Annotated in this window: 11 protein-coding genes; 7 read left to right on the top strand and 4 right to left on the bottom strand. The window is 67.5% G+C overall.

From position 1 onward, the window contains the following. The 3 genes from sphsw_RS09530 to sphsw_RS09540 all read right to left on the bottom strand — a co-directional run. On the bottom strand, positions 1–316 hold a 316-nt coding region (locus sphsw_RS09530; RefSeq protein ID WP_031440409.1), incomplete at its 3' end, for a Gfo/Idh/MocA family protein. A 2-nt stretch (positions 317–318) separates the two neighbouring features. Continuing rightward, the gene (gene araD1 / locus sphsw_RS09535) at positions 319–1,311 is read right to left on the bottom strand and encodes an AraD1 family protein (RefSeq protein ID WP_031440410.1); all 993 of its coding nucleotides are present in this window, start codon (positions 1,309–1,311) and stop codon (positions 319–321) included. A gap of 67 nt (positions 1,312–1,378) precedes the next feature. Beyond that, positions 1,379–2,932 carry an aldehyde dehydrogenase (NADP(+)) gene (locus sphsw_RS09540; RefSeq protein WP_031440411.1) on the bottom strand — a complete coding sequence of 518 codons (1,554 nt, stop codon included), beginning with the start codon at positions 2,930–2,932 and terminating at the stop codon, positions 1,379–1,381. Between the two features lie 111 nt (positions 2,933–3,043). On the opposite strand from sphsw_RS09540, the gene sphsw_RS09545 reads away from it, so the two are divergent. Next, positions 3,044–3,805, top strand: coding sequence for a FadR/GntR family transcriptional regulator (locus tag sphsw_RS09545; RefSeq protein ID WP_056407587.1), 762 nt, complete (start codon positions 3,044–3,046; stop codon positions 3,803–3,805). A gap of 25 nt (positions 3,806–3,830) precedes the next feature. Here the strand turns inward: sphsw_RS09545 and sphsw_RS09550 are convergent, their stop codons facing one another. Beyond that, positions 3,831–5,162, bottom strand: coding sequence for a sugar MFS transporter (locus sphsw_RS09550; RefSeq protein WP_031440413.1), 1,332 nt, complete (start codon positions 5,160–5,162; stop codon positions 3,831–3,833). Positions 5,163–5,298: 136 nt separating this feature from the next. Here sphsw_RS09550 and sphsw_RS09555 point away from each other — a divergent pair, with 136 nt between their 5' ends. From sphsw_RS09555 to sphsw_RS09580, 6 genes are all read left to right on the top strand, one after another. Beyond that, positions 5,299–6,444 (top strand): aldose epimerase family protein, encoded by a 1,146-nt coding sequence (locus sphsw_RS09555; protein ID WP_042466992.1) that lies wholly within the window; start codon positions 5,299–5,301, stop codon positions 6,442–6,444. A gap of 31 nt (positions 6,445–6,475) precedes the next feature. Next, the gene (locus sphsw_RS09560) at positions 6,476–8,266 is read left to right on the top strand and encodes an IlvD/Edd family dehydratase (protein WP_031440415.1); all 1,791 of its coding nucleotides are present in this window, start codon (positions 6,476–6,478) and stop codon (positions 8,264–8,266) included. Between the two features lie 113 nt (positions 8,267–8,379). After that, positions 8,380–8,832 (top strand): MarR family winged helix-turn-helix transcriptional regulator, encoded by a 453-nt coding sequence (locus sphsw_RS09565; RefSeq protein ID WP_031440416.1) that lies wholly within the window; start codon positions 8,380–8,382, stop codon positions 8,830–8,832. Further along, positions 8,829–10,883, top strand: coding sequence for an FUSC family protein (locus sphsw_RS09570; RefSeq protein ID WP_031440417.1), 2,055 nt, complete (start codon positions 8,829–8,831; stop codon positions 10,881–10,883). The genes sphsw_RS09565 and sphsw_RS09570 overlap by 4 nt, the downstream gene beginning before the upstream one ends. Next, positions 10,880–11,086, top strand: a complete 207-nt coding sequence (locus sphsw_RS09575; RefSeq protein ID WP_031440418.1) for a DUF1656 domain-containing protein — start codon at positions 10,880–10,882, stop codon at positions 11,084–11,086. The genes sphsw_RS09570 and sphsw_RS09575 overlap by 4 nt, the downstream gene beginning before the upstream one ends. After that, positions 11,083–11,985 carry an efflux RND transporter periplasmic adaptor subunit gene (locus sphsw_RS09580; protein ID WP_031440419.1) on the top strand — a complete coding sequence of 301 codons (903 nt, stop codon included), beginning with the start codon at positions 11,083–11,085 and terminating at the stop codon, positions 11,983–11,985. Before sphsw_RS09575 ends, sphsw_RS09580 begins: the two co-directional genes overlap by 4 nt. The last annotated feature ends 67 nt before the right edge of the window (positions 11,986–12,052 follow it).

Below are 12,052 nucleotides of genomic sequence, written 5' to 3' on the forward strand. Positions count from 1 at the left end.
GAGCCTCGAGCGCGTCGACCTCCGCGAGTGTCGCGCCCGGCGGCTTTTCGAGGAACACGTGCAGGCGCTTTTCGAGCGCCATCGTGGCGAGCGAATAGCGCACCTGCGGCGGCGTGCAGAGAGCGATCGCGTCGATCGCCGGACCTTCGGCGAGCAGCGCCTCCAGCGACCTGAAGTTGACGACGCCCTCGACGCCCGGATCCCGCGGGCTGACGCTGGCGACGAGCTCGAATTCGGCGTTGCCCGCGATCGACGGGAGATGCTGGTCGCGTGCGATCTTGCCCATGCCGACAACGGCGATGCGGATACCCGCCACGCTCAAAGCGCCTTTACCGAGACCGACCGCGGTGCGGCCCTGGTCAGCGTGTTGCGCAGCGGCAGCGTGAAGGGCGCAGCCTCGATCTCGAACACGTCGCCTTCACGCGTCGTCACGCCCTCGGCGAACGACAGCGTCGCAGTCCCAAAGAAATGGACATGGATGTCGCCCGGGCGGCGGAACAGATCATATTTGAAATGATGCGCCTCGAGATTGGCGATGCTGTGCGACATGTTCGCCTCGCCCGACAGGAACGGCTTCTCCCACAGGACGGCGCCGTCGCGGTGGATCCGGCTCATCCCCTCAACATGCTCGGGCGGTGGGCCGACGAGCAGCTCCGGGCCGAGCGACGCCTGGCGCAGCTTGGAATGCGCGAGCCACAGATAATTGTGCCGCTCGGTCACGTGATCGCTGAACTCGTTGGCCAGACACAGGCCGAGCCGGAACGGCGTGCCGTCAGCCCCGATCAGGTAGATCCCGGCAAGCTCGGGCTCTTCGCCACCATCCTCGGCAAAATCGGGCATCTCCAGCGCTGCCCCCGGCGCGACGAGGCCCGAACCGTCACCCTTGTAGAACCATTCGGGCTGCTGGCCGCACTCGCCCGGCCCCGGCTTGCCGCGCTCGACCCCTTCCAGGAACATCCGCATCGAATCGGTCTGCTTTTCGGCATCCGCCGCGGCACGGTGCATCTTGTCGCGCCCCTCGGCCGAGCCGAGATGCGTCAGCCCGGTACCCGTCATGACGACGTGCGCCGGGTCGACATGATCGATCGGCGACATCAGACGACCGGCCGTCAGTTCGGCCGCGATGTCGACGCTGGCGCCCGTACCGCAGGCCGCGACCGTGGCGGCAAGATCAAGACCCTCCGCGATCGCCCGTTCGGCGAGCGCGCGAACGCTGTCGATGCCGGGAACGAAAGCCGCCCCCGCGCTGGTGGCCGCGATCACCGATCGCGTGCCGTCGACGCCAACATGCTGCAACAGGCGCAAGCTCATCTTCCTCTCCTTTTCGGGTGCCGCTGTTACGGTTCGCCCGGACGTCATCATGCAGGGAATTGGCGGGTCAGCCGGCGACGACGCCGTCGATCAGCCGCGGCGCGTCCGTGTCGTCACGCACGCAGGCGGGCAGCAATTCCGGCAGCAGGTTCTGGTAGGATACCGGCCGCAGGAAGCGGTCGATCGCCAGGCTGCCGACCGAGGTCGTGCGACCGTCCGACGTCGCCGGGAACGGTCCGCCATGGACCATCGCATGCGCGACCTCGACACCCGTCGGCCAGCCATTGGCCAGGATCCGCCCCGCCTTGCGCTCGAGCAGTGGGATCAGGTGCGACGCCATCCCGGCATCGCCCGCATCCATCTGGATCGTCGCGGTCAGCTGACCTTCCGCGGCGCGCAGCACGGCATGGAGCTCGTTCTCGTCTGCGCAGCGCACCAGCAGCGACGACGCCCCGAACACCTCATGTCCCAGTGCCGCGTCGCTCAGGAACTGTGCAGCTGTGGTTTCGAAGAACGCCGCCTGCCCCTGTGCGACACCTTCGCCGACCTTGCCCTGTGCGATCGTCTTGACCGCGTCATGGCCCGCAAGCGCCTCGACGCCCTTCTGGTACGCGGCATGGATGCCGCCGGTGAGCATGGTCGCCGCCGGTGCGTCGGGAAGCGCGGTCGCCGCTGCGGCGACAAACGCATCGAGCCCGTCGCCCTCGATGGCGAGGACCAGACCGGGATTGGTGCAGAACTGCCCCGCGCCCATCGTCAGCGACCCGACGAACGCCGTACCCAGCGCCGCGCCGCGCGCTTTCAGCGCCTCGGGCAGCAGCACGACGGGATTGATGCTCGACATCTCGGCATAGACCGGGATCGGCACGTCGCGCGCCTGCGCCAGCTTGACGAGTGCCAGGCCGCCAGCGCGCGACCCGGTGAAGCCGACCGCAGCGATCCGCGGATCCTGGACCAGCGTGCTGCCCAGATCATTGCCGGGGCCGACCAGATGCGAGAACACGCCCTTTGGCAGGCCGCAGGCAGCAACCGCCGCCTCGATTGCGCCAGCGACCATCGCGCCGGTAGCGGGGTGCGCCGGATGACCCTTGACGACGACGGGGCAGCCGGCAGCGAGCGCCGAGGCGGTATCACCACCCGCGGTCGAGAAGGCGAGCGGGAAATTGCTCGCGCCGAACACCGCGACCGGGCCGAGCGGGATCATCCGCAGGCGCAGGTCGGGACGCGGCAAGGGTGCGCGGTCGGGCAGCGCCGAGTCGATGCGGACACCCATCCAGCCGCCGCGGCGCACGACGCCTGCAAACAGCTTCAGCTGGCCAACGGTACGACCCCGCTCGCCCTCGAGCCGCGCGCGCGGCAAGCCGCTCTCGCGCATCGCAGTGACGATCAGCGTGTCACCGAGCGCGACGATCTCTTCGCCGATCCGTTCGAGAAAGTCCGCGCGGGCCGCATTGTCGGTCGCGCGATACGCATCAAACGCCGCGTCGGCGGCAGCGCAGGCCGCGGCGACGTCATCGGCGCCGTGCACCGCAAAGGCCTCACCGGTTGCGAGCCCGGTCGTCGCGTCGATCGAACGGAACGCGTCGTGGCCGGCCGTCTTGGCCGTCTGGATATCAGTCATGGATAGTAGCTCCCTTATACTCAGACTTATGCGCAATGGCCCGATTTAGCAATCTTTTGGCGTTCCTTGATGGCACGCGGACTGTTACGCCGTGATGATGGAGCAGGCGCTATGACGATCAACGACGACGATCCACAGGAGATTGTGACCGACGCCGGAACAGCACGCAGCCCCCGGGGGACCGGCCGCCGCCTGCACGGCGCGGTGGCGCACAAGCTGGGCACCGCGATCCTGTCGGGCGAATATGCGCCCGGCGACACGCTGGCCGGGGAAGTCGATTTCTCCAAGACGCTCGACGTGTCCCGAAGCGCGTACCGGGAGGCCGTCCAGGTGCTGACCGCCAAGGGGCTGGTCGAGAGCCGGCCCAAGATCGGCACGCGCGTCCTGCCCCGCAGCCGATGGAATCTGCTCGATCCCGACGTGCTCGCCTGGGCATTCGCGGCCGAGCCCGACATCATGTTCGTGCGCGACCTGTTCGAACTGCGCGCGATCGTCGAACCGGCCGCCGCCGCGCTCGCGGCCGAGCGCCGCGACCGCGCCGATCTGAAGATCATGAAGGACGCGCTCACCGCGATGCGTCGCCACACGCTCGCGACCGAGGCGGGCCGCGCGGCGGATCGCGAATTCCACGACGCCGTGCTGACCGCGACGCGGAACGATGCGCTGATCGTGCTGAGCGCCAGCATCGGCGCGGCGGTCAACTGGACCACCCAGTACAAGCAACGCGCCCGCGCGCTGCCCCGCAACCCGATCCCCGATCATGTGCTCGTCTATGACGCGATCGCGGCTGGCGATGCCGCGGCGGCAAGTGCCGCGATGCGCACGCTGGTCGACCTGGCACTGGAAGATACGAAGGCGGCGATGCAGCGCTGAACGCGCCGCACCGCCGCCATTCGGATCATCCAACCGCGACCGGCTCGGGCAGCGCATGCGTCACGCGCGATCCCCAGAGCGCGTAGAACAGGATGTAGAGTTCACACGCCGCGGTCAGCAGGAACGAGATCTGCAGGCCATAACGGTCCGCGAGCCAGCCCTGCACGATTACCAGTGCACCACCCGCGATTGCCATGATCAGCAGCCCCGACCCCTCTTCCGTCAGCGGTCCGAGCCCGCGGATGCCGAGCGTGAAGATCGTCGGGAACATGATCGAATGGAACAGCCCGACCGAGATCAGCGCCCACATCGCGACGTGCCCGGTAGTGAAGGTGGCGACCAGCATCACGACGAACGCGCCGATGCTGGCCAGCGCCAGGACGTGCTCCGCCGGAACGCTACGCATGATGACGCTGCCGACCAGCCGCCCGACCATCATCCCGCCCCACAGGATGAACAGATAGTGCGAGGCCTGCTCATGCGTCAGATTGCCGATCTGCGGCTGGCTGACGAAGTTGATAAAGAGGTTGGCGACGCCGATCTCGGCGATCAGATAGATGAAGATTGCCGGGATGCCGAGCACGAGGTTGCGATGCGACCAGAGCGACAGGCCCTTGCGATCGGCCTTTGCCGAACGCTGCGTCGCCGCCCCCATTGCCGGCAGCGGGAAGCGTGCGATGACGACCGCGAGCACGACCAGCACGCCCGCGACGATGAGATAGGGCAGCACGACTGACTGCGCGTCGGCAAGCCGCTCGGCGGGGGTCAATACCGCGGTGGATCCGGCGACCGCCGTACCCGAGGTCGAGCGGCCGAGGATCAGATAGCCGCCGAACAAGGGCGCGAGCGTCGCACCCGCCGAATTGAATGCCTGGACCAGGTTGAGCCGTGACGAGGCGGTCTCGGGCGGGCCGACGACCGCGACATAGGGGTTCGCCGCGACCTGAAGCAGCGTGATGCCGCTGGCGATCACGAACAGGGCGAACAGCGTCACACCATAAGACGGCAGCCGCGCGGCGGGCACCATCATCAGCGCGCCGGCGGCCATCATCGCGAGCCCGAACACCATCGCGCGCTGATAGCCGACACGCTCGATCAGCTTGGCGGACGGGATCGACGCGAAGAAATAGGCGATGAACCAGACGCTCTCGATCAGCGTGGTCTGTGTGTAGCTGAGATCGAACACGCTGCGCAGATGCGGCAGCAGCGTGTTGTTGATGACCGTGATGAAGCCCCACATGAAGAACAGGCTGGCCAGCAAGGTCAGCGCGGATCGGTAGCTCGGCCCCTCCGCACTGCCCCCCGTCCCCGGTGCAGCGCCTGCGATCGTCCCGTGCGTCTGTATCGGCATCGCCATAATCGTCCATCCTCCGTGCCATGTCGGCGACTGAACATCAGTCTTTTCCCGCATGGCTTGCTCAGAAATATATTGTCCGACTATATACCCCCATAAGGCGCGTCAACGGCGTCAGAGGATCAGGATAGGAACCGGAATGAGCGGAATCGGAAAAACGGGGATCATCTTGGCAACTCTCTTAGCCGCCCTGGCAGCGCCGGCGGCGAACGCGGCCGAGGCCAGGCGCACCCCCGCGGGTACGCTGCGCGACGGCACGGCGATCGAGGCGATCACGCTCAGCAACGCGCACGGCGTCTCGGCGCGCATCCTGTCCTACGGCGCGACGCTGCAATCGCTGATGGCGCCCGACCAGGCCGGCAAGGTCGCCGACGTCGTGCTCGGCTATGATGACCTCGCCTCCTATGTCGACCATCCCAATTTCTTCGGCGTGACGGTCGGGCGCTTCGCCAACCGCATCGCCGGCGGCCGCTTCACGCTCGACGGCAAGGCCTATCAGCTTCCGCTCAACGACAAGGTCAATTCGCTGCACGGCGGCGGCAAGGGTTTCGACAAGGTCGCGTGGAAAGTCCTGTCGATCAAGGACGGCCCGACCGCGACGCTCGTGCTCGGCCACCGCAGCGCGGATGGCGAATCCGGCTATCCGGGCAATCTCGACGTCACCGTTACCTACACGCTCGACGAAGCGGGCAATCTCGGCATCGCCTATGATGCCAGGACCGACAAGCCGACGATCGTGAACATGACCAATCACGCGATCTTCGACCTTGGTGGCGAGGGATCGGCGATGGGCGCGAACGGCCACCGGCTGACGATCCCCGCCAAGGCGATCACGCCCGTCGACGACAAGCTGATCCCGACCGGTGCGTTGCAGCCCGTCCAGGGGACCGTGTTCGACTTCCGCAACGGCCGGATCGTCGGCGAAGGGCTTCGCGACGGTCGCGACCAGCAGATCCGCTACGGCCACGGCTACGACCACAACTTCGCGCTCGACAAGGGCGTCACCGCCAAGCCCGAGCTGGCCGCGCGGCTTGAGGATCCTGCCTCGGGACGCGTGCTTGAAGTCCTGTCGACCGAGCCCGGCGTTCAGTTCTACACCGGCAATTTTCTTGACGGGACGTTCATCGGCAAGCACGGCCATCTCTACCGGATGGGTGACGGTATCGCGCTGGAACCGCAGAAATTTCCGGACGCACCGAACAAGCCGAATTTCGTCTCTGCGCGTGTCGATCCGGGCAAGCCCTATCATCACGCCATGATCTACCGCGTCTCCGTCGCTCGCTGATATTCGACCTGCTTACCCCGGAAAGCCTCTCATGACCGACTTGCCCAAACTCCGCAGCCGCGCGTGGTTCGACAATCCCGAGAATATCGACATGACCGCGCTTTATCTGGAGCGCTATCTGAACTTCGGATTGAGCCTTGAGGAACTGCGTTCGGGCAAGCCGATCATCGGCATCGCGCAAACCGGCAGCGACCTCAGCCCCTGCAACCGTCACCACCTCGTGCTCGCCGAACGGCTGCGCGAAGGCATTCGCGAGGCGGGCGGGATCGCGCTCGAATTCCCGGTCCATCCGATCCAGGAGACCGGCAAGCGCCCGACCGCCGGGCTCGACCGCAACCTCGCCTATCTGGCGCTGGTCGAGGTGCTCTACGGCTATCCGCTCGACGGAGTCGTGCTGACGATCGGCTGCGACAAGACGACGCCCGCCTGCCTGATGGCGGCGGCGACGGTCAACATTCCCGCCATCGCGCTGTCGGTCGGGCCGATGCTCAACGGCTGGCACAAGGGCGAGCGGACCGGCTCGGGCACGATCGTGTGGAAGGCGCGCGAGCTGCTCGCGACCGGCGCGATCGACGATGAGGGCTTCATCAAGCTTGTCGCCTCGTCCGCGCCCTCGACCGGCTATTGCAACACGATGGGCACCGCGACGACGATGAACAGCCTGGCCGAGGCGCTCGGCATGCAACTGCCCGGCTCGGCCGCGATCCCCGCGCCCTACCGCGACCGCCAGGAGGTCGCGTACAAGACCGGCAAGCGGATCGTCGACATGGTCGCCGAGGATCTGAAGCCCTCCGACATCCTGACCAAGGAGGCGTTCCACAACGCGATCGTCGTCAATTCGGCGATCGGCGGATCGACCAACGCGCCGATCCACCTCGCCGCGATCGCGCGCCATATCGGCGTCGACCTGCCGATCGACGACTGGCAGAAGCACGGTCACAAGGTCCCGCTGATGGTCAACCTTCAGCCCGCCGGGGAGTATCTCGGCGAGGATTATTACCATGCCGGGGGCGTGCCCGCCGTCGTCGCCGAGCTGATGAAGCAGGGCCTGATCCACGAAGACGCGATCACCGCCAACGGCAAGAGCATCGGCGACAATTGCCGCACCGCGACGATCGAGGACGAGCGCGTCATCCGTCCGTTCGCGACCCCGCTGCTGCAGGATGCCGGCTTCATCGTCCTGCGCGGTAACCTGTTCGACAGCGCGATCATGAAGACGAGCGTCATCTCGCCGGAATTCCGCGAACGCTATCTCAGCAATCCGGACGATCCCGAGGCGTTCGAAGGCCCCGCGGTCGTGTTCGACGGCCCCGAGGACTATCATCACCGGATTGACGATCCGTCGCTCGGCATCACCACCGATACGCTGCTGTTCATGCGTGGCGCCGGGCCGATCGGCTATCCGGGTGCCGCCGAGGTCGTCAACATGCGTCCGCCCGCTTATCTCATCCGCGAAGGCGTTCACGCGCTTCCCTGCATCGGCGACGGTCGCCAGTCGGGCACGTCAGGCTCGCCCTCGATCCTCAACGCCAGCCCCGAGGCGGCGGCAATGGGCGGCCTCGCGCTGATCCGCACCGGCGACCGGGTTCGCATCGATCTCGGCAAGGGCAGCGCCGATGTCCTGATCTCCGATGAGGAACTCGCCGAGCGACGCCGCACGCTGACTGCGGCGGGCGGATACGCCTTCCCGCGCTCGCAGACGCCGTGGCAGGAAATTCAGCGCGCCACGGTCGGCCAGATGGAAACCGGTGCCATCCTAGAAGGTGCCGAGAAATACCAGCGCATCGCCCAGACGATGGGCCTGCCGCGCGACAACCACTAGGTCTGAGCCGCCGGGTCGCGCACGCCGCGCGGCCCGGCGGGCGCGAACAAATTCCTTGCATAACTTACTATTTTACATTGCAGCATGGGCTGACATGATTACTTAGCACGCTAATGACTTCCCCCCGCGCCGTGCTCGAATCCTCCTATGCCCGCACCCTCCTGCCGCTCGCGCGCAGCTGGCGGCAGGCGGCCGACCACGCGCTCCGCGACATGGGGGTGTCGGCATCGACCGGCTGGGCACTCGTTCAGGTCGGGCGGCTGGGCGACGATGTGCGGCAGATCGATCTCGCCTGTGAACTCGACGTGACACAGGCATCGCTGGTGCGCTCGATCGACCAGATGACCGCCGCCGGGCTTGTCGAGCGCCACCGCGATCCCGCCGATGCGCGGGTCAGCCGGATCCGCCTGACGCCGCACGGGCGAACGCTCGTCACCACGATCGAGGCGAAGTTCGCGACGCTACGCCATGCGATGCTCGAGGGTGTGCCGGACGACGATCTGGCCACCGCGCTACGCGTTGCGGAACGGCTCGGCGCGCGGTTTGTGGCAGATCGTGGACGATGACGCTGTCCCGGTTCGGGGGGAAGGAGGCGCTCTTCTCGGTCAAATGCTTCGTTGCCGCGATCCTCGCTTATTACATCGCGCTGCGGATCGGTCTGACGCGGCCCTATTGGGCGGTGACGACGTCCTATATCGTCGCGCAGCCGCTGGCCGGCGCGGTGTTGTCCAAGGCGGTGTTCCGGGTCGCGGGCACCGTGCTCGGCGCGATTGCCGCGGTCGTGCTCGTGCCGAACCTCGTCAACGCGCCCGAACTCCTGTCACTCGGCCTCGCGCTGTGGCTCGGGCTGTGCCTCTACATCTCGCTGCTCGACCGGACGCCGCGGGCCTATGTGTTCCTGCTCGCGGGCTATACCGCCAGCATCATAGGGTTTCCGTCGGTTGCGGCGCCGGGCGCGGTCTTCACCATCGCTGCGCTGCGGGTGCAGGAGATCACGATCGGTATCCTGTGTGGCAGTCTGATCCACGGCCTCGTCTTCCCGCAGACCGTCACCGCCGTGCTGCTCGGTCGGATCGACGCGATCCTCGCCGACGCGGAACGCTGGTCGCGCGATTCGCTTGCGGGGGAAAGCGATGCCGCGCTCGACCGCGACCGGCGGCGGCTGGCGCTCGATATCAACGAGTTGCACCAGCTTTCCATTCACTTGCCATTCGACACCGCCCGGCTGCTCCCGCGCGTCCGGACGCTTCGCGCACTCCAGGCGGAGCTGTCGATGCTGTTGCCGCTGGCGAGCGCGATCGACGACCGGATCGTCGAACTCAAGCGGGGCGCCGACAGGCCGCGCCCCGAGGCGCTCGCGCTGATCGAGGACGTTCGCGAATGGCTGCGCGATCCCTCTTCGGCATCGGAGCGCGGCGCGCACGCCGATGAGCTGATTGCCCGGGCCCGCGCGCTCGAACCCGCGCCCGGCAGCGCGCTGATCTGGCGTGACGCGTTGCGGCTGAGCCTGGTGGCGCGGCTCGGGGAACTGGTCGACGCGCATCGCAACGTACGCGACCTGCGCGATCAGATGCGATCGCCGTCGCGCGCGCCCGTCACCCCCGCCGTCGCGCGGCTGCTGGCACGCTCCGCCCGGCGACCGCTCCACCGGGATCGCGGCATCGCGTTGCGTGCAGCCGCCGGCACGGTGATGACGATCCTGCTGGGCTGCGCCTTCTGGATCGGGACAGCATGGCCCGACGGTGCGGGCGCGGTGCTGATTGCGGGGGTGTGCTGCGCCTTGTTCGGCAACAGCGACAACCCGGCACCGGCGATCAAGGCGTTCTTCTATGGCACGATCCTCGGCCTGGTCGTGTCGGCCGTCTATGCGTTTGCGATCCTGCCGCGCGTGACCGACTTCGTGACGCTCGCCGCGGTGCTCGCGCCGCCGATGCTGATCGGAGGAATGTTCCTCGCGCGGCCGGCAACCTTGCTCGTCACGCTCGGCGCGTTGCTTGGCGGACTTAACACGGTCGGGCTGAACGACCGGTTCGGCGGCGGCTTGGATCAGTTTATGAACGGCGCGATCGCGCAATTGATCGGGACGTTGTTCGCGGTCGTCACGGTCGGCCTGTTTCAGACGATCGGCGCGCAGACCAGCGCGCGGCGGTTGCTCCGCGCCGGCTGGCGCGAACTGGCGACGCGCGCGGATTCGACCGGCCGGCCCGATACGGCGGGCTGGATCGCGCGGATGCTCGACCGGATTGGCCTGCTCGCACCGCGGCTGGCGCTGCAGGGCGAGGATCCCGGCAAGCCGCTGCTCGATGCGCTGACCGACCTGCGCGTCGGTGTGGCGGTCGGCGAACTCCGCCAGCTCCGCATCGACGGTCCGGTCGACGAGGCGGCGATGATCACGCCGGTGCTGCGTGGGGTCGGCTCGCATTACCGCGCGCTGCGCCCCAACCAGCCCGCGCCCCCCGAACAAGATCTGCTCGCGGGGATCGACCGGGCGCTGGCCGGCTTCGCATCGAGCATGCCCGACCGCCACCGCACGAGCGTGCTCGCGCTCACCTCGTTGCGCCGCAACCTCTTTCCCTCGGCCCCCGCCTATGCGGGCTTACCGGAGATGCCCGCATGACCGGCGAGATCTCGATCGGCGGTGTCTATCTGCCGACCCTTCTCCTGCTTGCCGGCGCCGCGGTCGTGCTCACCGGCGTCGCCACCCGCCTGCTCGCCTTTGCCGGGGTGTACCGCGCGGTGACCTATCGTCCGCTGGTCGACCTGGCGCTGTTCATCCTCATCCTCGGGCTACTTGCCCTGCTCACCGGACCCTCCGCATGACCTCGCCCCGTCTCAAGTCCCTGCTGGCCCCGCTCGGCCGTTCCGCCGCCACTCTGGTCATCGTCGCCCTCGCGGTGGTCGTCGCGCTGTGGCTGTGGAAGCGCTATGAGAGCGATCCGTGGACGCGCGACGGGCATATCCGGGCCGACATCGTTCGCGTCACCCCCGATGTCGCGGGTCTCGTCACGCGCGTCGCCGTGCGGGACAACCAGAGGGTCAAGCCCGGCGACGTGCTGTTCGTGGTCGATCGTCCGCGCTTCGAACTGACGCTTGCGCAATCTGACGCCTCGATCGCGAGCGCGCGCGCGACGCTGCTGCAGGCGCGGCGCGAGGCACAGCGCGACCTCGCACTGGGCGACCTGGTCGCCAAGGAAACGCACGAACAGAATGTCGCGCGCGTCGCCACTGCCTCGGCGACGCTCGCGCAGGCCCGGAGCGCGCGATCGACCGCGGCGCTGAATCTCGCGCGGACGACGGTGCGGGCGACCGTGCACGGCATCGTCACAAATCTCGACCTGCACCCCGGCGATTATATTGCCGCGGGCGCGCAGGCGATGGCGCTGATCGACACGGACTCGCTTCGGGTCGAGGGGTATTTCGAGGAAACCAAGCTCGGCAGCATCCATCTCGGCGACCCGGTGACCGTGCATCTGATGGGCGAAGCGCAGGCGTTGCACGGTCGAGTCGACAGCATCGCCGCGGGCATCAACGACAGCGAACGGACGAACACGACCAACCTGCTGCCCAATGTGAACCCGACGTTCAACTGGGTCCGCCTCGCACAGCGCATCCCCGTGCGTGTGAAGCTCGTGCAGGTGCCGAAGGGTGTCCCGCTTATCGTCGGGCGGACGGCGACGGTGACGGTGGAGCCCAAACTTCAGTCGGGAGCGCCGGCGTGATGCGCACGCGTCTCTCGCAGATCGCCCCTTCTCCTGGACGGGGCGGGATCGCCGCCTCCCCCACCCG

Source organism: Sphingomonas sp. FUKUSWIS1 (genome assembly GCF_000733135.1).
Taxonomy (GTDB): domain Bacteria; phylum Pseudomonadota; class Alphaproteobacteria; order Sphingomonadales; family Sphingomonadaceae; genus Sphingomonas; species Sphingomonas aerolata.